Raw genomic sequence first — 22519 nt, 5'->3', positions numbered from 1 at the left:
TTTTTTTTTGAGTAGAATATCAATTCCTTTGTCTGCTGTGGCTTTTGTGAGATGAGTATCAAATCCCTGATTTCTGAAATGATGGGCTAATACCTGTTCAAATCGTTCCCCTTTCACAGTATAATTCACATTCTTTGAAATTATATGTCTTTCCCTAAGATACTCCTGAGTGGAATATAGTGATGAGCCGGTCAGTAAGCATCTTCACTGAGCAGGCGCTGCAGGCCCCGGCGTTCTTGAAATCAACCACCTTGGAAACTGTTCTATGACACCCTCACGTTGGGCAAGTTAGAGGGGATTCAGTGAGGTTTTTAGATGGTTCTTCCCGCATTTGAGACACCTGACAGTCTCTCCTGCATGTTCAAGTTTAAAGATTCGTGGCCACAGTTCGGGCACTGTCCATCAAGTTCAGAGGCGGTGATTTTCCTTGATTCAGAGTTTGATAATTCATCCGAGTTATTACCAAGAGTCGTGAATGACTAAGCAAGATCTTGTGAAGAATTCTCTTCTCTCTGGGTAGGAGGGCTATGGTATATCGTTTGCAGGAGTTGAGTATCAACCTCTACGTCAGATTGAATAGTGACCGTTTCGCTATTTTCTTCAATAACATTGACTTCTTTGAGGGTGTTTATCGCAGCCCCAATGCGATTCTGGATTCGGTCTCCACGGCGTTGGTACCCGAACAGTCTAGATGTTTCCAGCCCGAGGTCATCACGTGTCATCTTCCCTCCTTCTTCTAACAGTAGTGCCACTGATTTCGCAACTTCTTCAATCGGAACTTCGTCAATAGTCCGTGTTGCTGCATCAGTATTGACCCGAACAGAGAAGTCTAAATGATCGGATTCGGGCCAGAGATATCCATCTTTCTCGAATACCTCGCTAGACTTCTTCAATTTTCTCAGGATGCTTTCAAAGGTTTGGCGAACGTTTTTACCGAGTCTAGACTCGGACCAGACATCGAGAGCAGTGCGAAATGCCGTCTCCCGCTCAATCGGCCCATATTGGATGACAACGTCTTTCAATGAATTCCGAAGTGCTGATTCTTGCCCCTGTTTATTTGGTGAGTATCGATCTGAGTGACTTAGCTCAGGGGTCTGATACTCTGTGATCGCTTCATGATCGGTTTTCGAATCAATATCTATCGCTTCTGGTTCGTACGAGGGGACTTCAGTCACGTCAAACGTACTTGATTCCCCGTGCAGGAGAGATTCTACTTTTTCTTCAATTTTCTTGAGCTGTTGTTCTTGGTTGGACGTCCAGTCCGGTGACCAGATCCGATGGATCGTCCATCCAAGGCTTTCAAGGACCATTTGTCGGGTGCGGTCTCGGTCTCGGGCAGTCTTCGAGGAGTGGTACGCGGCCCCGTCACATTCGATGCCGAGTATGAATTTGCCTGGCTGCTCTGGGTGCTTGATTGCTAGGTCGATGCTGTAACTGGAGCTCTGTACCTGTGAGACGACATCGTAGCCTTCTGCCTCAAGTGCGTCGTAGACTGCTTTTTCGAACTGTGAATCGAAATCCAGCGAATCTGTGACCTGATCGTTGCGAACGAGCGCCTGTTCACCTTTGCGTGCATATTCGAGGTAGTTTTTGAAGTGTTTGGCACCGGTGCTGTTCGATCCAGAGAGGTCAATGTCGCCGGGGAGCATAGAGCAGACGACTGTAATCTGTTCTTTTGCCCGCGTGACTGCGACGTTGAGTCGTCGTTCTCCACCGCTTTTGTTGAGTGGGCCGAAGTTCGTCGAGATCGTGCCATCCTGAGCTGGCCCGTATCCGACACTGAAGATCATGCGGTCACGTTCGTCACCTTGCACCATTTCGAGGTTCTTGATGAAGAATTCGTCTAGCACGTCGTCTTGACTGACGAACGCATCAAGCACCGGACTTTCTTCGCGCCGTTCAGCAAGTGCGTCTCGGATGGCTTGTTCTTGTGCACTGCTGAACGCAACGACACCGAGACTCTTGTCACTCCGCTCTTCTGCGTGTTCCTCAATCAGGTCGATGACACGCTGAGCTTCGACCTGGTTTTGTCTCGACCCACCCCGGTCGTACACACCATCTTCGACATATTCGAAGGAAACGCCGGTTTCGACATCGGGATCGTTCTCTGGGAACGTCCGGAGACTGTTGTTGTAGTAGTGGTAGTTCGAGAATTGGATGAGTTCCTCTGTCCGGCTTCGGTAGTGCCACCGGAGGTTCTTTTCGGGGAGTACCGATGCGGTTTCTTCGAGAATACTGTCGAGGTCTTCGCGCACATCTTCCGTAGTTTCCACATCGGATTGGAAGAACGACGTCGGTGGGAGTTGTTTCGTGTCACCCGCGATGATTGCCTGGTCTGCCCGGATAAGGCTACTCACGGCGTCTTGTGGCATAATCTGTGACGCCTCGTCGAACACGACGGTATCGAACTGGATCGAATCCGCTTTGAGGTACTGTGCGACCGACAGCGGACTCATCATAAAGCACGGCGTCAGTTTCGTTATGAACGACCCCGCTTCGTCAAACAGCTCGCGAAGCGGTTTGTGCTTGCGTTGCTTTTCGGTTTCTCGACGCACAAGCACCTGCTCTGCGCTAGACGCGTGCTCCAAGTTTAGTGAGGGGCGGCGTTTCGTGACCTCGTGTTGGACTTCGATTTTTGCCAGTTCCTGCTGTTCTTTGTCCAAACGACGGAAGTCCTCGACGTATCGCTCCATTTCGTCAGCGTTGAACGAACCAAGATCCGTCCGCTCGTACACGCTGTTGAGCCATTTCGTGTAGAATCGCTTCTTGAAAGCAGGGACGAGATAGCCGCTCTTGTAGTCCCCTTGGAGGAACCGCTCAACATATTCTTCACAGATAGTCTCACGGACAGTGTCCAGTTGAGAGCCGAACTTGACACGGCGCTGTAAGTCAGGGACACCGTCGTGAAGTTCCTGAAGCGTCTCCGATAGTTCAGGTAACGGTGTCTGATGGAGCGGATTTCCGTTAATCCGCATCTTCTCTACGTCCATCGAATTCTCGAAGAACGTGGCAGCGTCGTCGTAATCCGCGAGCACGTCGTGAGTCCGCTCCAGCAGAGAGTCAACGCTTGGAAGTGAACCACCAATGAGGGACTTGACTATTGGGTCCGTGAAAGCGGACTCGTACTCATCGAGTTCAGCAACCCAACTTTGGGCCTGAGTTAGCGTCTCCCAATCTGTCTCGTCGCCCTGATAGAGCGGCCCGAGACGCTGTATGATGCCCCGGAATTCATCTCTCCGGTCCCCGAGGTGCTGTACTTCGGCCAACTTGCGTGTGTCTTCGAGGAGTTGGTCGTGACTCGGATCATAGTCGTCTCGAGTGTGGTTCGTTATCTTTCGTTTGAGTGACCGATAGCTCGGTTTGACCACTTTCAACATTCCGTATGCGGCGAGTTCGTTGTTCAGGTCTGCGCCGTTTGCAGAGAAGAAGCTTCGCTGGTAGTGATCTGAGAGGTCGTCGATGAGTGACTCGCGTTCTTGTTCGAGGTCCGCGAGTTCCTGAAACCGCCCACCTTCTTCGCCAAACGATCCATCGAAGAATGCCTCCTGCCACGCGATATTCGGTCGGTCCGAGACGTGCTGTAGCAGTTGCTTCACTTCACGGAATTCTGCAAGCGATGCCGGTCGAACCCCTAGTTCGGTCGCAAGATCGTCGGAAATGTCTTCGAGTTCTTCGATGGCGTCGACTTGCCACTGTAGTGACTGCCGCATCGAGTCACCAGTATCAACGCCCCACTGTCGGAGCGTGGTATGTCGCCACGGGCTGGTTTCGTATGTCTCGATTTCTTCGTCGAAGCGTGCCAGGGTTTCTAGCTCATCGACAGCGGTTTCGAATGTTTCTTGCTTCACACTCAGTGGCTGTGCGATGCCGATGTCGACTCGAGGAGCGTCTGCGTGGTCACTTACGATCCCGAACGCCTGGTAGGCCGTTAGATTCCATCCCTCAAGGGTATAGAACAGTTGTTGTCTGTACTGGTTGATCGTGTCTCGCCGTTCCTGGAGCTTCCGAAGTCGTTTGGCACGATCGTCGGCGGGCTTGATCTTCGAGGCCTTGAGTTCGGTTTCGAGGCTTCCGAGAACGTCCGTATTAGTCGCTTTCTCGCCGTGGACTTCGAGACAGAAGCGCCCGAGACCAACATCGTCGAGCCGGTTTTTCACCACGTCGAGCGCTGCCTGCTTTTCACTCACGAACAGGACGCGCTCACCAGCAGCTAATTTCTCTGCGATGATGTTCGCAATTGTCTGGCTCTTCCCCGTCCCAGGCGGTCCTTGGAGGACGAAGCTTTTGCCTCGTTTTGCTGCTTCAATTGCCTCTTGTTGACTGGAATCGGCTTCGAGAACTTGATACGTGTCGATAGGGTCGACGACATCGTCGAGTTCTGCGGCTCTCGGCGTCGTGATGTTGCCTTCAGCTTCTTGGAGTGGTTCCATCTCGCCGTTGAGCGCCCGAATGATCGAATTGTTCTTGATCGCGCTTCTATTGCGCTCTAAGTCTGAGTAGAGGCTGAATTTAGTGAAGTCGAAGATCCCCAGCACGACATCGGGTTGAATCGTCCACCGCTCGAAGCCACGCAGCGTTTCGTGCACTGCTTCGAACGCTGCGTCGATCTCGGCAAGTGATAGCGCCTCGTCGGCAGGCAGGCTAATCTCTCGCTCGGCTGCGAGTTTCTTGCGTAGCGCTGGGTTAAGTCGAAGTCCATCCGCTTTCGGTTTGAGAACGTAGTCGTGTTTCTCCGCATCCTGAATGGTCTTCTCTTCCAGTTCGACAGGGGCGAGGAACAGCGGTGAGCGATTCGCGTCGTCACTGTAGTCGACACTGTACCAGCGCAACATTCCGAGCGACAGGTATAGCGAATCGACCCCGCGTTCCCGGAGGTGTTGCTTGTTATTGAGCGCGATTTGAGACAGTGAGTTCGCAGCTTCGTCCGGCGACCGGGTCGGCAGTAATTCGTTTGCTGCGATGTCAAACTGCTTGTTTTCCTCCTTCTCGTCCTCGTCTTCTACTGGTCGTTTCCGAATGTAGAGTTCCCCATCGTCGTCGATCTCCTCAGCGATAGTCGTCGGGTTTGAGTCTTCGAACGGAAGCGACTTCGTCTTCGTCGGCTTGAACGAGACGAGTTTGTTCCGGCGGGTCAGGTCCAGTAGCTGGGATTTCCATTCGTCGATCTTTTTGTCCAGTGAGTCACCGTTTGCCGCAGACTCCTCACGAACTGACTTTTCCTCCTCAAACTCAGTAATTGGGTCAACGTCTTGCTTCCAGAAGATAGTTTGATCAAGCACGGCGCTGTCTCTCTCAGTACCCGGATCTGACTCTTGATCGTTGTCATTTTCTGCTGTTGTCTCGCCACCGTCGGCAGGGTTGGTCGTGTCAGATTTCCTGTCTTCTTCGTCTGCCTCAGACTCGGATTGTGATTGGTGTTGTTCAGTGGTTGCGGGATCGGGGTTTGAGGGGAATTCCTGGAGAAGCGCCATCGCTTCGTCCAGTTCATCGTCAGATGAGACCGCAATTGGAAGTGGAGTTTCAGAGTGAGGTGCGACCGGGAGATGGATTTCTTTGCCGGGCTGGATAACTTGTTGTTCGATTAGTACTGCGGCATCCTCGTCATTCAAGCGCTCGGTTTGTGCGTACTGATACTCGGTAACGGTCTCTCCGTTGCCGAACGCTTGGCGATACTCCGACATCGTATGATGATTCCGATCGCCCTGTTGTTGACCATAGCTTGGACTGTCTTCGGCGAATCCGTCGCCGAATACCACGTCTTCAACTTCGGCTCGCCAGCGGTTTATCGGCTCGTCACCGTCGACGTGATATGTGGTCTGTTTGGATTCGATGAGCCGTTCGAGAAGCGATGCGAAGGTTTGAAAGAGTTCGTAATGTTCTGCAAGTGCGTTCGGTTTCACGCCTGCTACTCCTTCATTCCGCCCCTCCTCCTCGTCCGGTTCTTCACTATCATCCAGTTGGTCGACCCCCGCAGCTCGTCGTGCATCGCCGATCGAGTCGAAGTAGTTGTAGACGACGGTTGCGCTGAACGGTGCGTACTCATTCACGTCGTTTACTGACGGTGATTTCCCCAGTTTCGTTGCGACCTCCCGCAGGCCAGACAGGACATCATCTCGAGTATACTTGCCATTCTGTGAGCCGTGAGGTTCGAACCCTGCTTCTCGAACTGCGTCGGTCCACGAGCCGAAGGCATCTTCGAACTGATTAACGGGATAGGCGCCCCGATTCGTCATCTCGATTTTCGTTGGTACGTCACCCTGCTCTCTTTTCAGACGGCGAATCTCGTCGAGTAGTTCATCAGAAGTTGGGTGCTCCTGAGTAGAGGTATCCTCGGTATCGGAATCCGATTCCGGCTGTACGCTTCCCTCATCAGAAGATGAGTCGCCATTTACAAGGGTTTCTGCTTCGTCACTGGCCCAGATGAGGCTATCACTGTCTCGGAAATAATAGTCTGTGAGTTCAGATTGGAGATATTCGTGAACGTTACGCCCTGATGAAAACGCCCACTTTTGCTGTAGTGTGTCGTTCTTTGTTGGTTGGAGCCGGACGATATCTTCGATTCGGTTGCGCTCTGTCGATGATAGCGCCTCTGCACTGCTCGATGGTGCTTTTTCCCCAGATGTATCAGTCTCTCTCTGATCGCCAACTGGATCTGTAGATTCGGCCGTATCCCCTTCATCACTGATCACATCCCTCTCTTCTCTATGTTTCCAAGCGTATTCCTCCCATTCTCCCAGAATAGTCTCCACATCACCGGCGTTGGCCTGAACAGCGTCGTGGAGTGCCTTCAAATCGGCTCGGTTGATGATCTCTTTGTCCCAGTCGTACTCTCCGTCAGCGTCAAGCAAGTCGATGAACTCTGTGCCTTCATCCAGAAGCGTGCTGATAACACTACTGTCCAGTGATCCCGAAATTGCAAATCCGGGTAGCTTATCGAAACGGTGGCCGAGTGAACAGAAGCCTGCTGCTTGCTCTATCAGTTGCTTACCGTCTTCTCGTGGAACAGCTGTGGCTTCTGTCGGGGACACGCCGACAACGTTGTAAAAAATCGCATGTTTGGGCGTATCAGTAGGATTTCGAAGCACACGCCCGATGCGCTGAACGAGTTCTTGATTGACACCACCAGTGGACATATTGATTGCCACTGAGGCGTGCTGCATATCGACGCCTTCACCTAGCAGGTCACCGGTACCGATGAGGACGCCCGAACTTTCTGGTTCGTCGAATTTATCGATCGTTTTACGCTGTTCTTCCCTGCTCTGTGAACCGGAGACGAGATACACCGAGGAAGGGTTTGCGACGATATCGGTAAGTCGGGATTCCAACTCCTCTACTTGTGCGTTGCTGTCTGCAAGTACGACGACCTTTTCCGTCGTATGATGTTCGACGACGAGGTCGATTACGGCATCCAGCATCGGCGAAAGGTTCCACTGCTTCGTCCGCCGTGAGAACAACCGGGTGACTAAGTCTCGGAACGCCTCGTCCTGTTGCTTTAGTGAACTACCCTCGTTCGTGTGTGAGAACCGACGGATATCCTCGTATGTCTCGAGTCGGCGGTCAGTCTCAAGTGATAGCTCGCCCTGCTGTATGCGGTTCTGGAAGTCATGAAACGACCGCTCCGCTCGTTCTGCGGTTTTCTTCAGGTCATCACCCACGACGTCGTATGGAGCATAATGAACCTCCCAGTCGAAAGAGGGAATCACACCGTCAGTTCTCGCGTCTGTAATCGTGTATCGTTTGATCTCTGGGCCGATGCTGTTTGAGAGACGTTCCTTGATACGTTCGCTGTCACTACCTGCGTCGTCGACGGAACCGGACATTGCCAGCACGTCGCCATCAAATTCGTCAAGGAGTGATCCCCACTCGCTACCAGTTGCGTAATGGTGTGCTTCATCGAGGAGGACAAGGTCGTAGGACACTCGGTCTTCGTTGACGAGAGATTGCGGAGTTCGGAAGTGAATCGTTCCCCATTCAAGTGTGATATCGTTACTTCCCGCCGTGCGCTCTTGGGGAATATTGAGGTGCTTCTCGAACTCGCGACGCCATTGTTCGAGGATGAGATCGCTGTGGGCCACGATGAGTACATCATCACTGCCGTTCGAATCTGGAGGATTGGCGATTTCACCGAGTGACTGATCGTCAGGATGTAACTCACCGTACTGAAGTGCGATTGCACCCAGCCCGAGAACGGTTTTCCCGGTCGCAGTTGCCATATCTACATACCCCCGCTTGTCATGTTCCAACCACTTTTGCAGGGCATCTCGCTGATGTTCCCACAGCGGGGTCATCATCTGGGGTTCATCCAAGAGCGAAAGCAGGCCCTGTGATGCGCTATTCTCGAATTCGCTCAATAGCAGATCGACGTGCGACGCGATAGTCGCATTGTTGAACAGCTGTGTCGTAATGTCAGAAACTGTCGCACCTGACAGATCAAATGAGACACTCATATCCTCCCCAACGTGGCGAGTGAGAAGTTTCTCAATTACTGCCTCAGTCGCTTTTTCGACATCGTCGATTCCGAGGTCAGTTGTTGAGATATCATAGCTGAGCTCGTTGAGTTGGTATGCGAGAAGACCCAGTTTCTCATCGCTAACTCGTTCCTCCAGCACCGCAGGTAGATCGGCGTAGCGACCGGCTGTTTTCTTCAATCCTCGCCGGTAGTAGGTTCCCAACTCCTGGCCAAAGTTGTCTTTCGAGAGTGAGAGATCGCTGATTTGAATACCGGATCGAAGATCCTTCGCGGTCTCGTCAATATACGGGGACCACTCTGTTTTGGGACGTTTTACGAGGAACTTGTCGTAATAGTTCTCACCTGTTGACTGAATTCCTAGTGCCCGATCATCTGCGATATCATCAATATTCCGTCCCATAATGCAATGCGAAGACGCTTGTTCAGATATGATAACCCGTCACGAGTTATGTAGATTTCGCTGACAGCAGTAAGGGCCGCCTAATCCTGCTTTCTAATTTCTAGATACAATATATGAAATCTACGGACCGATATACTGTCAATTTTATAATTACACTTCTGTAAGCCCCGCTACTATTATGCGGATTCCGACAGACGGCATGGGTAGCGCAGTATCTCATATGTATATGGCCCACATCACAGCGACAACCGGACCCCAGTCGCCCTGCCGTTGGAGGATATTTGATGAGTGAGCAGCGGACCTACCACGGAACACTAATCGAAGTCTCGTTCGGCTCAGATCAGGTTCAGCGAACCGTTCTGGAGCAGTATCGACAGCTGGTCGCGGATCACGACCCAGAGGATGTGCTGGTGGTAGCTGGGTCGCCGACGAGTATGACGACGTTCGAGGCGATGCTCGAACCCGAACTCACCGGAGCCGCCATGCCGAGAGTTACGTCGCTGATCGTGCACGCGACGGACGTGATCAATCGCACGGACGACCGCGCGATTCTGTCCGATGCGATGCGGCGTGAACTCGTGCATCGCTTCCTGGACGACAGAGACTGGGAGAGTGACTACCTCCGACGGGCTGCCGAGCAGGATTCGTTCGAGGCTGATTTCGCACAGCTCATGGAGACGGCTGTGTGGCAGGGGATTGAGTTCGATACCACGCCGGAACTGCGAGCGGTGACCGCTGCGGTCGACGAGTTCCACGCGTGGCTCGGCGAACACGATCACTTGGAGCGTGTCCTGTGCAAGCAGGTCTTGGAGGAAGTCGTCAGGGATGTATTTGACAGCTTCTGGTCCAGCCTCGTCGCTGTGTTCTCGTGCTGATTCAAGAATATCAGCGCGGTACCCGGCTCCTTTCGCGTTAAGGATTTCCTGTGGCGAGACGTCGAATGCCTCCACAAACTCGGAGTACGACGTGACTTTTCGTTTGCTTCCGTGGAGTATGGTCATGCTGCTCAGCTCCTCTGCAGGCGACAAATGGGAGAGAGGCTGACCTGAGTGGGTGTCAAATGAAGTCTGCCACACGTTGAGTTTGGACGTGTGGCTTGAATGAGACGTCTTCCCCAAGCCCGAGTTCCGCCATTCGGTTAGTCATCTGGGTGAGTCCGCCCTTGGCAGCATCCTCTGTGTCTCCAATCGAAAAAATGAGCTCCTGCCAGAACGCGAATACTGTGGCAGAGAATGTTTCTGGGCAGTATACAAGCCTAGAGAATTTTTCTGGTTCGTATTTCACATCTCCCAGTCCAAGACCGATAGCAAATGCATTCAAATTCAATTCCCCGGAGAATTTTTGATAGGCAACGTAATCGTCTGTCGACAGATTGGCTAAAGCATCGGGCAGTTCCCAGTGTTTCCAGACTTCTGGATGCTCCGAGATGTTGTCGCCTTTCTCTGCATCGATTGAGTTGTATGCGAACCAGTCCAGGAGCAGAGACTCATCAAGAGAGTTCTCGAGAGGGAACGACTGGAATAGATCAAACGCAGGTTGGGGATGCTCCATGGCTCAGCTGTTTTGCTTGGCGGCTTGTTCAACTTTCCCGATTTGATAATAGTACCAGTACATCACTGCGAAGACAATCCCGGTTGCGATGACGACTGCCAATGCAAAATCCATCATTGACGAGAGTCCTGCAGCGATCACGGTCAGACCAACTACGGAGGCAACTCCTCTTTTGAGGGTGCTTCCTGTTCCTGGAGATCGGGTACCGGAGTGTAGTTCTGCACCACAGGAATCACAGAAGTTTGAGGAATCACGGACTTTCGTCCCGCATTCTGGGCAGTAGTTTGGCATATAGAACGTGTTGAATCCGCCACACAAAATGATTTTGACCTTTTCGACTCGGCGTTTGTCGTCACCGCTTGTTGATTTCGAGAATCGTCTGAGCGACGCGTTCGGCTGTGACTGGGCTCCCGTGGAGGTCGACGAACAGTTCGGCCGCCGTGGCGACGTACGGCGTCGGCAGCCGATCCGCAATCTCGTAGTAGGGATGGTCGTCGGGTGTGTCGGCGTCGCGCAGGTGCGTGTCGGTGAGGATACCGTTCGCGAGGGCTGGATCACTGAATCGTGTGTAGGTCTTTGGGAGGGCGTTGCCGGCGACTTGCCAGACCAATTCCTGTATCTCCGGCTCCAGCAGTTCGTACAGGCCAGTGACAGTGTTCGTCGTTGCGTCGTCCATCTCCGGCGTCTCAACGAGTACGAGCCCGATAGAGTCGCTGTACGGCGACTCGTCCTCGCCGGGATACTTGAACAGTCGGATCTCTGGCTGGTCTTCACGGACGATTGCAGCGACTTTGGCCCGGCGCTCGGGCAGTTCTTCGGCGCAGTGTCTGCAACAGATGCCGTTGAGGCCGACAGCGCCGACGCCAGCGGGACTTTCGACTGGAAGACCGCAGATACCACAGGCGTCGGTGATGCCGCCCAGAGGCGGCACTGCGGGCGGTGTTTCGGGCATGGTACAACTGGATTCGGTCGTCTGGATGTTAGTCTGCATGATTCGAAGGAGAAGGAACGTCGTGTCCCGACGAGTCACGGGACGTCGACTGGCTCGGTGTGGAGGCGCTTGAGGCGGTGCGGGCTCATATCTAGCGCCTGCTGCAGGTCGCTATTCGTGAAGTACGGCCAGGCGTGGTCGATCACGCGCTTGAGACCGCGGTCGCCTTCTGCACGGATGTCGCCCGGCTTGATGTCGAGTTTCGTGTGGGCGATCTTGCTCACGGCTGACTCGGAGACGGCAAGCCGATCAGCCATGTAGCGTGGCGACTGGCCCAGGAAGTATGATTTCACGAGAGCCGTTTTGCGCTGCTTCCACCACTCTCGTTCAGCATCGAGGTGGACGAGCGGATTGCAGGTACTGCCGTTCAGGTCGGCCGATTTCTGGTGGCGACTTCCAGAGAACAGACAGCCACACTCGCCGTCTACGAAGATATCGCTGTAGGCGGCGCGGTCGTCGTATCGTGGATTGACGGCGACTGGCGTGGTCGGTTCGACGAGAGTTGGTGGTATCCGCCAACTCCCCACGGAGACGAGAAACGGTTCCGGGTCGCCATGATGTCCGTACAGCGGCGAGTCGACAAGCCGGAAATACGGTTTATCTGCGTCGAGCGTGTCCAGATACTCTCGAAGCGAGACAAGCCGCTCGAGTGGATGGGGCTCGCGCTTGTCGTTTGCTGTTGGCTCCTGTGTGCTGTTCGGTTGCCGGGGCTCCCGTGTGGAATTGGGCCCGTCTGGCTGTCTTCGCGGCGGTTTCTGCGACTGATCCGGGATGGAGATTGAATCGAGCTTGGAGTCGACAACCGGCGGCAGCTGTTTCTCGTCGTCCGCGAGAAGAAATGTGTAGCTCAGTGTCTCGTCGGTCATTGGTGTCACTGGCAGAGCCGACTCCTAGTTTCCATCGAATTCCGTGGCGATCTGGGGCAACTCCGTTTGGAGGCCGTCGACTGTCTCGAACGGATACGATGTCTCCCGCCGGTAGTAGCCGTCGTCTTGTGTCCACTTTTCGAGGTGGAAGAACGCGTCTCCGTTGCTGGTCGTCAGTTCTTTGACGATGAGGTAGCCGTTTCTGTGGCGGTGGGAAAAGACCGCGACGATGTTGCCGGAGATACGATCTGGGCAGTTTCGGATACTTGTTTCGAGGAATCCGGGCGTTGCTTCGATTTGGACTGTGCCTGTGGCGGAATGAGAGCACTCACACATCGCCGTTGCTGGGAGCGAGAAAGAGAGTTGTCTGGGACTGCTGCTCAGCGATTCTGTGGGAGAACGTAGGTATATCAGTTAGACGACGATTCTACCGACTCGGTGAATGCAGCCAGAGATGTGGGTGATCCCGGACCACTCTGCGTGAACAAGTGGCCGTCAGCGACTGTTGGTCCCTGGTTGAGGCCCATGACATCGTCCAATTTCCACTGCCGTTCTGGTTTGGATCGATTGATAGCATGGATTGTTGTTCGGTTCCGCACATAGACTGTACTCTCTGTGACGACTGGCTGCGCGGTGAACTGACTTCCAATGTAGTTCCATTTCTTCTCGCCGGTTGTGCGGTCGAGTGCGTACAGGTACCCATCCTGTGTTGGGAGGAACACAGTATCGTCGGTGACTGCGGGTTTTTGCGATCCAGGGTCTTGTGTGAACGCCCACTGCTCTTCTCCGGTAGCTGGGTCAAGGGCTCTTAGTCCATTCCTGTTGGCAACAAAAAGGTGATCTGGGCCGGCGACCGGACTGTAGTAGTAAGGATGGTAGTTTTGAGAGTCACCCGTTAGTTTCCAGTCAATTTCTCCAGTGGATGCATCGAGAGCTAGGAGATCAGCAGGGAAGCCATCTGACCCTGCTCCAACGGTAGTGAGGAAGACCCGACTGTGGGCAACCGTAGGATGATTCCACTCGACTGATTGGTTTGTATCTAGTTGCTTTTCTCTAAAGTACCAGTTGACACTCCCATCTGACGCGTCGAGAGACACGAAAAGAGGGTCTTTTAGTCCACCGTTGGGGTCATTCTGCCAGTATTCTTCTTTCACTGGTATGTATACTGACCCGTCTTTGACGACTGGGGGATGCATTAAGATGTGCCGATGATTGGTGAGCGATTGGGTCCATTTCTCGTCTCCTGAATCCGCATCGAGGGCATATACAGCCACATTCTCATCAGCAGATACTGAGAAGTAAACGGTGGAACCACTGATGACTGGAGAACCAAAAGCACCAGCGATGGCTTTGTTCCACTTTCGCTTACCGCTACGCGCATCAATTGCGAAGATGCTCCCTTCGTTCTGGCTACCGAATGACCGTCGCTGAGTGATGCAATAAACGGTGTTGTTAGCGACAACGGGAGTGCCGCCTAGCTCGTTTGGGAGGTTTGCTTCCCATTTCATGGATGGTTTCGACGTGATGCTTTTTTCTGAGGGGGCGGCACCTGTCCGAGCGGCGTCGTAATCTGGCGCTGACCACCCGCCAATTGGTTGCTTGGTTTTGTCTCCATTCTGATCAGTACTACTGGTAGGGGTCTGCGTGGAATTATCGGTAATGGCGTTGGTGTTGCATCCAGCAATGGTAGTCATGACGCCAATAGCGAGCGACCCCTGAAGGAACTGCCGTCGTGACTGGTCTGAATCCGTCATGTTACTGATTCACCTTTGCCGAAGGCAAAAAACACCTTTTCACTGACACGCTTCGAGTGAGTATTTTGTCGGAAGACATTTTTTGAACTGATCATGGTTCATTGAGACTGGTGTAGGCGAGGAGCGATGGCGCCGTGGCAGGCGGGCTTTCAGCGAACAGCCAGCCGTCGACGATGCTTGGTCCGTGCCGGCCGCCGCCGATATCGCTCATTTCCCACTGGAGGGCTGGTTCGGATCGATTGATCGCGTTGATGATCGAGCCGTTGCGGAGGTAGGCTGTCTCGTTTGTGACGACGGGGCCACTTGTGAATCGGTCACCGGTGTAGGCCCATTGCCGGTCACCGGTTGTGCTGTCGAGTGCGGACAGCAGTCCCGACTTTGTCGCGACGTAGACTGTGTTTCCAGCGACTGCGGGCCGGTGGAACTGGCCGTTGTGATCGACGGTCCACTCTGTGTTGCCTGTCGCCGGATCAAGCGCCAGCAGTCTGGTCTGGCTACTGAGGAAAAGAAAACTAGAGCCGGCGACCGGAGCGTGATGGAGGAAACCGCCATCAGACACGGTGAACTCCCACTCTACGTCCCCTGTTGCCGCGTCCAGCGCGAGCAAGTCCGGTGTAGATTTCGACTCTGCTCCACTGCGACGCTGGGCGAGATACACACGACCGTGGGCGACAGATGGCGGATGATACTTGACCGGGATTTCTTGCCAGAACTCTGTCCCCGAGAGCCATTCGACACTCCCGTCAGCAGTATCGAGCGAAGCGAATCGGGGCGTCGTCCTGGTGGTTTCCGTGGTGGCTCGGACTGGCACATACACGGACTCGTTTGCGACAGTCGGCTGGCACTGGGCGATCTGCTTTGGGCCAGACAGTGACTGGATCCACTGTTCTTTCCCCGATTTGGTGTCGTGAGCAAGGACAGCCGTCCAGCCGTCGATGGCCGTGGTCAAAAACAGCGTTGAGCCGGCCACTGTTGGTGGCGATACTGTCCCGGGGAATCCTCGGGTCCACTCCTGTTCGCCGTCGCCTGTGCCCGCTTTGACGGCGATGATGTCGCTTTCTGGCTGGACGCCGCGCGATTGCTGTTCCGTATGGCAGAAAATCGTGCCGCCAGAAACGATTGGTTTGCTCCCGAGAGTGCCCGGGAGAGGGACTTCCCACATCTGGGCTGGTTTGCTCGTGACGCTGTCTTCGGCCGGCGCCGCGTTTGTCTGTGCTGCATCGTGGTTGGGAGCGGGCCACCCGGTGAACTCTGGTGTGGCGTCCTGATCTCGGTCTCTGCGAGCGGCGGTGAACTGCGGTGCGTCGGCGTTTGCCGAGGAGTCGTTACAACCGGCGACTGCGACGGCCCCGCCGACTAGCGCCGTCCGAAGGAAGCGACGTCGGGACTGCGACTCCTCGGTCATACCGCTTTCACTCCCCGTTCTAGAATTTGGAGGACGCTATCGCGGTTCGGAGAGCGGTTCGAGACGAGTGAGGGGGACTCAATCACCGGCAACGTCGGCCACTGTCGGACTGCCAGTTTATCAGTATTTTGTTAATACCGACTAGAAATGTCTGAAAAGATCGTGGTGCGGCTCAGTCGTCGTCGGCGGCACCGGGATGGCCTTGTCCCGACGGAGTGTCGGCACTCTCGAAGTCGAACAACGTCGGGTCCTGATCGCGGAGGGCGGCCTCGCACAAGGCCGTCGCGAGATTGACGGGGACAGCGTTGCCGATCTGCTTGGTGACCTCTGTCTTGGTCCCAGAGAACTCGTAGTCGTTTGGGAAGCCGGTCGCTGCGGCCAACTCCGCTGGCTTGAGCAGGCGATACTTGATGTCCAGTCCGAACGGATAGAATTCGGGCAGACAGAGCGAGAAGCGGTCTTTCGTCGTGACGGTCGGGAGTGGTTCCGTGATCGAGTTTGGCGATCCGTTGCCGTAGTACTCGTCGATGAACGGCATCGCGAGGTACGGATCAGAGCCTGTCGCGGTGATCGTCGGCAGCGGATCGGTGATGCTGTGCGTTCGAGGGGCTTGTCCCGCCCGCTCGCTGTAGTAGGGAACGAGATACGGCGAGAGAAGGTGGCCGTCGTGGTTCTTCGCCGTGACCGTGTGCAGCGGGCGCTCGGTCGGCCGGTATGCGGGATTCGAGTGGAGGCCACGATGCGCGCCGTTCCGTGGCAGGATGAGCGGTTCTGGATCGACCAGCTGGATCGCCCCGCGGGCGGCGATGGTGGGGACCGTTCCCTCTGTCACGTCTCGTGGGACGTAGTTCGAGTGCTGGCCGAGCAGGTGTGGCGTCGTCAGCGGGAAGGGAGCAGCGTTTTCCGAGTTCTCCTGTGACGCGACTTCGGGCGGATGGAGCGTGACGCCACGCGTGGATTTCACGAGGAACGGCTCGTCTTTCGTGGGGGCGATGTCGTCGACGAGGTGGGCAGGAACGATATCGTCCTGCATCTGTCGGACGTCGTCTTTCCCGATCGTCTCGATGGCATCGGCGAACGGCTCGAGCCGGTCGTCGCAGTATCGCCGAACGCCCTCGGCGATCCGCTGGAGAGTGTTGTTGACGAGGGGTTTTTTCCCTTCGCCGCGGAGTCCACGGCTCCAGATGCTTTTGCCGCGGTCGCTCCAGTCGATGATCTCGGCGGCCGACCGCCATTCGTCGGTTCCCGGCACGTCGCCGTCTTCGGAGTGCGTCGGCTCGGGGAATCGTGGCTGGCCGTTGCGACGGGCGATGATGAACAAGCGCCGCCGCGAGGTGGCGTCGCCGTAGTCGGCGGCGTTTAACACGCTCCAGTCAACAGCGTAGCCGAGACTGTGGAGTGCGTCGATCCACGCGTCGAATGTTTCGCCGTCGCGACTGGGGGTGCCATCGGCCTGGATGGACCCCCACCGCTCAAACTCAGGCACGTTCTCAACAAGGACGGTCGCTGGCCGTAGTTTCTGGACCCATGTGAGGAAATCCCATGCCGGCTCTCGTTTCTGCTGGTCGACGGGCTTGCCGCCGCGGGCGGTACTCCAGTGTGTGCATTCGATGCCCCCGGTGAGGATTCGCACGTCGGGATCTTGTTCGTCGAAGACCTCACGTGGATTCACCGCCTGCACGTCAGAGTGGTAGTGCCGTGCCCACGGATGGTTCTCCTCGTGCGTTGAAATGGCGGTGTCCCAGTGATTGATCGCGACGAGGTCGATTGTGTCTTCGAGGACGGCTTCAGTCGGCCGATTCAGGTGTTCGGCCACCTCTGTGAGCGCTTCGACGAGGCCCCAGGAGAGGCCGCCGGCACCAGCGAACAGGTCGACCGCCCGGATCGTCTCGGAATGGCTACTCATCGTGCCCACCGCCGTGTTTGATGTCGTCGGCACACTCGTCGCAGTAGTCGGTGCCGTCGATCTGCTGAGTTGCCTCTGCGCCGCACTCGCACGGTGGTGCGATCCCGGCGAGTTCTTGAACGGTTGCGTCGGCCGGTTCGCCGACGGCTGGGGCCTCTTCTCGGTGGATATCTCCGAAAACCATACTCTACCGCTCCCGGTGGCGAAAAACGAGAGAGTCAGCAGTGTGGCAAGGGAGAAGAATCGAGAGGGGGGCTAGTACAGCTGGGACTCGTACTTGGTCGTCGCAACCGTGTAGGCGACGACGAGAAGCCCAAAGCCACAGAGACTGATCGCGAAAACTGTTTCTTGTGAAGAGGGAATGGCGTATATCGGCGAGAGATATCCAAGGAGAGCGACAACGCCGAGGCCGACGCCGATAGTGAGTGCCATCGCGCCGGACTCCGCGTCCATGAACGAGTGTATTCGCGCGAAGAGGAACAGATACCAGTTGTTGCAAATACGATTTCTTTATTCAGTTTGCGGCGTGATTTTTCGTGCCGATTCTTCCGTCTCGAATGAGTTATCTCACCCGGTGACCTTCGTCTTTTTCTCTGAGTTCTGACACTGATTCGAGCGGGGTTCGACGGGCTTCACTCGCAGTTCACCGAAGCCGTACTTCGAGTGACTGCCGACCCGGAGGATGCCGCTCTTCGCGGTCTCCACCGGCCGGTCGCCCTCGTAGGTGACCACCTGCCCGTGGTCCACGGTCTGGAGCTTGTTCACCTCGCGTTGCTCCAGAACCTTCTCCTCGCGTTCACGGAGATCACGGCGGCCCTCCTTCCACCACCACGGCACGTCCTGGTCGTGAGCGTTCGGGTACTCCGACTCCAGCACGAACGGCGTCACGAGTTCGAGGATGAACGGCTCACCGTCTTCAAGACCCGAGTAGTCCAACGCCTCCAGGTCTACGACCTGCGTGTCTTTCAGCCCCGTGATGCCGTAGCCGTAGTTGCGCTTCCCGCCGAACTGGAGGCCGTCCAGGGCGCTCTCATCGAGCGGGAGGATGTCGTCCCGGTCGGCGTGAAGGTACGCGTTGATGTACCACTTCGTCGTCTGCTGTTGCTTCCGCGCGTCGTCGGGCTTCCCCATGATGGTCTCGTGGGACAGCGCCGGGTGGCCGCTCTGCACGCGGATGTCGTGGGTGTTCAGCGCGTCTCGCGGCCGGGAATCGAGAAGCCACGAGTGCGACGCCTGCCGCATCAGGAACAGGTCGTCGTAGCTCTCCACATCCGGGAGACCACTCCCGAGGTACGGCCGGATGCCGCTCTGCGAGTGCTCCTCGGGGAACGTCCCGAACTGCCCGGGCACAAAGACGCCGTGACTCGCGTTCAGGTGGCGGTGGACGTCGTGCGGGAGTTGCTGACCGAGCGCGTGCATGATGGCGTTCCCCGAGACGTAGTACGGGTGTCCGATGTAGTCCATCTCCAGCTCCCACTGGACTTGCTGGATGCGCGTCATCGGTCGAATGCCTCCCGGAAGTCCTCGATGTACTGGAGCGCGGTAGACCACGCGCCGATCCGGCGGAGGTTCGCGTCCAGCACCATGTCGTACTTGTCGTGAGCGGCATCGAGCGGGTGCGCGGTCAGCCGGTTCCACGTCGAAGCCCACGACCGCCACGGCCGACTCCCGAGACGGGACGACGGCCGCCCGCCTGCGCTCTCGTCGATTCGAAGCGCGAAGTCGTCGCCTGCGTAGACGGTGCGGTGGGGCACGATCTCCCCGGCACGGTCCACGACCAGGAGGAGATCGGCGAACTCGTGGCCGTCGCGGTAGTTGTCGAGTAGGGCCGCCACGAGCAGGGTGTGGTACTTCAGGCTCGTGTACGGGTAGTAGACGCTCTCGTTGAACGCCGAGACGACATCGCTCTCCAGCCACGCCCTATGCATGGTCTCTGGGTCGTCTTCCGTCAGGAGTGCTCTCACGGCGGTCTCGACACCGTTGCGCGTGAAATCTTGTGGATCGTACCGACTCTCGCCCTCGATGAGCGACAGCCGGTAGAGCGTCTCGTGGTTCTCGACGGTCTGCTCAGGCTGGCCGCTGGGCCGACTCAGCGCCGACGCATCACCGTCCGAGCCGTGGGATACCGTCTGGTTCACAGGAACGCTCGCGAACGTCTCCGGCGCGTAGTCGTGCGGCTGACCGTTCATCTTGTGGGCGTCGTGGCGGTACGCGGCGACCATCGCGTCGTCGCTCATGGTCCCTCCTCGATGCGCTCATCGAGCGCCTCCACGAACGCCGGGCGGTACTCCTCGGTCCACTGGTCGTCCTTTTCGTCCATCTTGTTCGTGTTGCTCTTTCCGCGGTCGAAGACGCGCTTCAGCTCGCGCTCGCTGTAGAGCGGGTTGATGAGGTGGCAATCGACGATCCCCGCGCCGAAGTTCCGAGCGCCACCGAGCTGGTGCATGAAGTCCGTCTTGTGTGCATCGAGGAAGTCGACGCCCTCGGCCAGCAGGCCGACGAACTCAGGTTTCACCTCTCGGAAGGAGAGGTGCCAGCAACCGTCCAGATTCGCCACAGCGTCTACCTCGGCGTTCCGGAGTGGTTCCCGGTTGTCGTCGGCGTTTCGGGAGACGACGTTCCGGTTGAGCCGGCGGTAGTGACCCTCAGCCTGCCCACGCGTGTAGTCCACACTGGATCGGACGGGATTGAACTTGATCGGCCGCCGCATCACCTTCCCGGGGACGCCACCGAAGCCGCCGAAGAGGTCGAAGACCACGCAACCGTCGTCTTCCTTCGGGTCGTCGGTACACGCGCCCTTCTCGTGGTAGCCGTCGTCGAGGTCGCGCTCGTAGACGTCCTCCTTCATGAAATTCGCGTTGGCCTCACCGGGGTGGCAGGCGGTGCCGTCGAACTCGTGGACGACTTCCTCCATCCCGTGGCGGAGCCAACCCGAGAGCGGGAACGCGGGGATGATGCCGCCGATCTGATTCTGCGGATCGTCATCCTGGTAGTTCCCGTTACTGGCGTGGTGTCTGTCGGTCATGATGCTGTCGCCGACCACCAACAGGTCGGTCTGAATCCGTACGAACACGTCGCGGTCGATATCTTCAATCATGGATTTGCGTGGGTTAGCGTGCCTTAAGCGTCGCTTCAACCACCTCGGCCGGGGGGTACGAAACGCCGCCAACGCGATACTCAGTGTGGTTCTCACCGTCCTCGGTGCGGACGATGCGAGCCGTCACGCGGGCGTCACTGGTCTGCATTGTTGTCCTCCCTCGCTGCGTGCGCCTGTTCAAGTAGATCGACGGCCAGCGCCTCTGCCTGTTCAGCCGAGAGATGCACCAGAGTCCCGACAGATTCGTCGTCGTCCGTACTCACTTCGAACCCGAGCGGGATGCCGCCACGACCGACGACGTGGGTTTGGATGATGCCGTTCGGATTGTCGCACAGCGCATCAAGTTCGGCGTTCACAAGGCCCGAGCGGACGTGTGCGAGATCCCGTGTCGTCTCGTACGCCCATCGCTCGCTGTCGTCACGGTCGGTCAGCTCCAGTAGGCGATTCTGTTGGGCAGTGATCTCCGAATCGGGGACGTCTCCGGCAGCTGCTCTGGCGACTGCGGCGGCCACTTGGAGAAACTCGCGGCGCTGCATCAAGCCGTCACCACCTCGAAGCCCTTCCGGCCAGAAATATAGCAGTCGGCGCACGGGAAGCCGTCGGAGAGCTTCGCGCATTCGTCGCAGGTGTCTTCTTCAGTCGTTTCGACCGTCGTACCGAGGCTTTCTTGCCCCAGCGCCGCGTTTGTTGACATGGGTTCTTCATTCACCGTGGGGAACCCGGCCCGCGTGTCACAGCACGCGGGCGTTCCTTCGACCGCTACGCCCTGAGGGCCGGGCTTCCACATCACTGATTACTATTTACAGTCACTTATAGATTACTGTTCACAGTCACTATGACTATAAACAGTAATTAAGTAACTGCACGCAGTAATAGGTACTATGGCAGACGCCAGCCAACGAGCGGGTATGGTAGACGACCAGTACCGTGGACTCCTCACCGAGCGTGAGCGTGAAATCATCAAGGGGGAGGCAGACGTTTCCGACAACTACCGCTACCGGGTGGTGAGTCGCGTCCGAACCAAGATCGAGAACGTGGGTGAGGACGTGGAGATACTGGCGAAGAACCGCGACGATCTGCTCGAAGAGCTTCGAGATGAAGTCTGTGAGGGGGAGAAGTGATAGCAGAGAATCTGCCTTTCAAATGGTCATATTCTCACCAATCAGTATATAGCGAGGGGGAGAATCTGAACATCTGGATGTGACACAACGAATTCATCCTTCTCGACGGAGCGTCCCGATATATCTGAAGCCATTTTTGAAAATCGCATCCGCTGCTGCTTTTCTTGTGTTTTCTTCTGCCGAGGGTTATCAGTTGAACCGGAAACCAACTGAGAGAAGTTGATGAGTTCGACCGAATCTCCCTTGTTGAATTTTGTTTGTACCTTCCCCAAAATGAGATAGTCGTTGTCGACGCTTGGGAAATCCATCGGAAGATTTTGGAAATTTTCCTTATCTGGAATGAGGACGAATTCTATATCAGAGCCGTCTGAGATAACAGCGCGATAGATGTCGTCTTCTCTCGAAAAGACAGATACCAACCGTTGCATCCCTTGAACTGCAGTACTCATCCCTTTGGTTTCGTCGCGCAAGGAATCAAGTTCTTCTTGATCTTCTTCACTCAACAGATCAAGGCCAGATAACTCATCAAGACCCTGTTGAATTTGTTGTATATCCTCTGCAAAATCAAGCATATCAGCTATCTCTTTCAGAGGTGTCCGCTTTAGTCCTCCGTGGATTGCTACAACGCTCTTGTGTAGAGGATTGTTGGTCAGTTTTCAGCAGTAGCTGGAGTTCACAGCAGGCAAGGGTGGCGCGACCGCGCCACCCGACGAACAATGATGCCAATCAATGTGTTCGTCTCGGAGCGTCGAGCCGCGAATCTGCTGGCACAGATTCGCTGGCGTGACGGCGTCTATTGCCCGCGCTGCCGTGCCGAATCCGTGATTCGGTACGGCAGCTATCGGGTGTTTCAACGGTATCTGGAGGGTGTCATAGAACTCTTGTCACACCGTGATGATCGTGCTCCCCGGATTGTCTCCGCGTTTGTAGTTGGTGATAGCGACGACGAGGCGAAGGC

21 protein-coding genes are annotated in these 22519 nt (G+C 56.0%); 3 read left to right on the top strand and 18 right to left on the bottom strand.

Annotation, left to right across the window (positions count from 1 at the left end; genetic code table 11):
• Both BMX17_RS27620 and BMX17_RS22430 read right to left on the bottom strand, forming a co-directional pair.
• Positions 1-117 (bottom strand): restriction endonuclease (locus BMX17_RS27620; RefSeq protein WP_170845525.1); only part of this gene is annotated, 117 nt, incomplete at its 3' end.
• 362 nt (positions 118-479) lie between these two features.
• Complete coding sequence (locus BMX17_RS22430) at positions 480-8870, bottom strand: DUF5797 family protein (RefSeq protein ID WP_092664256.1); 8391 nt, start codon at positions 8868-8870, stop codon at positions 480-482.
• 284 nt (positions 8871-9154) lie between these two features.
• Here BMX17_RS22430 and BMX17_RS22425 point away from each other — a divergent pair, with 284 nt between their 5' ends.
• Positions 9155-9745, top strand: a complete 591-nt coding sequence (locus tag BMX17_RS22425; RefSeq protein ID WP_092664254.1) for a hypothetical protein — start codon at positions 9155-9157, stop codon at positions 9743-9745.
• A gap of 181 nt (positions 9746-9926) precedes the next feature.
• Here BMX17_RS22425 and BMX17_RS27120 read toward each other — a convergent pair whose 3' ends face one another.
• The 15 genes from BMX17_RS27120 to BMX17_RS26480 form a co-directional block, all read right to left on the bottom strand.
• Positions 9927-10421 (bottom strand): TATA-box-binding protein, encoded by a 495-nt coding sequence (locus BMX17_RS27120; RefSeq protein ID WP_092664252.1) that lies wholly within the window; start codon positions 10419-10421, stop codon positions 9927-9929.
• Positions 10422-10424: 3 nt separating this feature from the next.
• Positions 10425-10712: a zinc-ribbon domain-containing protein gene (locus BMX17_RS22415; protein WP_092664250.1), complete on the bottom strand. Its 288-nt coding sequence runs from the start codon at positions 10710-10712 to the stop codon at positions 10425-10427.
• A 61-nt stretch (positions 10713-10773) separates the two neighbouring features.
• A complete protein-coding gene (locus tag BMX17_RS22410) occupies positions 10774-11373 on the bottom strand; it encodes a hypothetical protein (protein ID WP_139203666.1) in 600 nt (199 codons plus the stop codon).
• A 74-nt stretch (positions 11374-11447) separates the two neighbouring features.
• Positions 11448-12278, bottom strand: a complete 831-nt coding sequence (locus tag BMX17_RS22405; protein ID WP_092664246.1) for a hypothetical protein — start codon at positions 12276-12278, stop codon at positions 11448-11450.
• Positions 12279-12302: 24 nt separating this feature from the next.
• Positions 12303-12614: a hypothetical protein gene (locus tag BMX17_RS22400; RefSeq protein ID WP_092664244.1), complete on the bottom strand. Its 312-nt coding sequence runs from the start codon at positions 12612-12614 to the stop codon at positions 12303-12305.
• A gap of 74 nt (positions 12615-12688) precedes the next feature.
• Positions 12689-14032: an outer membrane protein assembly factor BamB family protein gene (locus BMX17_RS22395; RefSeq protein WP_092664242.1), complete on the bottom strand. Its 1344-nt coding sequence runs from the start codon at positions 14030-14032 to the stop codon at positions 12689-12691.
• A gap of 91 nt (positions 14033-14123) precedes the next feature.
• Complete coding sequence (locus BMX17_RS22390; RefSeq protein WP_092664240.1) at positions 14124-15437, bottom strand: outer membrane protein assembly factor BamB family protein; 1314 nt, start codon at positions 15435-15437, stop codon at positions 14124-14126.
• A gap of 172 nt (positions 15438-15609) precedes the next feature.
• A complete protein-coding gene (locus BMX17_RS22385; protein WP_092664238.1) occupies positions 15610-17343 on the bottom strand; it encodes a DNA cytosine methyltransferase in 1734 nt (577 codons plus the stop codon).
• Positions 17336-17527: a hypothetical protein gene (locus BMX17_RS22380; RefSeq protein WP_092664236.1), complete on the bottom strand. Its 192-nt coding sequence runs from the start codon at positions 17525-17527 to the stop codon at positions 17336-17338. The genes BMX17_RS22385 and BMX17_RS22380 overlap by 8 nt, the downstream gene beginning before the upstream one ends.
• Before the next feature lie 71 nt (positions 17528-17598).
• Entirely contained in the window at positions 17599-17796 is a 198-nt protein-coding gene (locus BMX17_RS22375; protein WP_092664234.1) for a hypothetical protein, read from the bottom strand.
• A gap of 114 nt (positions 17797-17910) precedes the next feature.
• Complete coding sequence (locus BMX17_RS22370; RefSeq protein ID WP_092664232.1) at positions 17911-18843, bottom strand: hypothetical protein; 933 nt, start codon at positions 18841-18843, stop codon at positions 17911-17913.
• Complete coding sequence (locus BMX17_RS22365; protein WP_092664230.1) at positions 18840-19580, bottom strand: DUF8168 family protein; 741 nt, start codon at positions 19578-19580, stop codon at positions 18840-18842. The genes BMX17_RS22370 and BMX17_RS22365 overlap by 4 nt, the downstream gene beginning before the upstream one ends.
• Positions 19577-20440 (bottom strand): hypothetical protein, encoded by an 864-nt coding sequence (locus BMX17_RS22360; RefSeq protein WP_092664228.1) that lies wholly within the window; start codon positions 20438-20440, stop codon positions 19577-19579. Before BMX17_RS22360 ends, BMX17_RS22365 begins: the two co-directional genes overlap by 4 nt.
• A 134-nt stretch (positions 20441-20574) precedes the next feature.
• Entirely contained in the window at positions 20575-20976 is a 402-nt protein-coding gene (locus tag BMX17_RS22355) for a hypothetical protein (protein WP_092664226.1), read from the bottom strand.
• Positions 20976-21134 (bottom strand): hypothetical protein, encoded by a 159-nt coding sequence (locus BMX17_RS26480; RefSeq protein ID WP_170845524.1) that lies wholly within the window; start codon positions 21132-21134, stop codon positions 20976-20978. The genes BMX17_RS22355 and BMX17_RS26480 overlap by 1 nt, the downstream gene beginning before the upstream one ends.
• A 214-nt stretch (positions 21135-21348) precedes the next feature.
• On the opposite strand from BMX17_RS26480, the gene BMX17_RS22345 reads away from it, so the two are divergent.
• Positions 21349-21561: a hypothetical protein gene (locus BMX17_RS22345; RefSeq protein ID WP_092664222.1), complete on the top strand. Its 213-nt coding sequence runs from the start codon at positions 21349-21351 to the stop codon at positions 21559-21561.
• 41 nt (positions 21562-21602) lie between these two features.
• Here the strand turns inward: BMX17_RS22345 and BMX17_RS22340 are convergent, their stop codons facing one another.
• Entirely contained in the window at positions 21603-22151 is a 549-nt protein-coding gene (locus tag BMX17_RS22340; protein WP_449272165.1) for a DUF6414 family protein, read from the bottom strand.
• Between the two features lie 126 nt (positions 22152-22277).
• On the opposite strand from BMX17_RS22340, the gene BMX17_RS27115 reads away from it, so the two are divergent.
• On the top strand, positions 22278-22519 hold a 242-nt coding region (locus BMX17_RS27115), incomplete at its 3' end, for a transposase (RefSeq protein WP_244515084.1).

The sequence above is a fragment of the Halorientalis persicus genome, from assembly GCF_900110215.1.
Lineage (GTDB): Archaea > Halobacteriota > Halobacteria > Halobacteriales > Haloarculaceae > Halorientalis > Halorientalis persica.
Note: the sequence above shows the minus strand (reverse complement) of the source record. Positions and strands in the feature narration are given on the sequence as shown.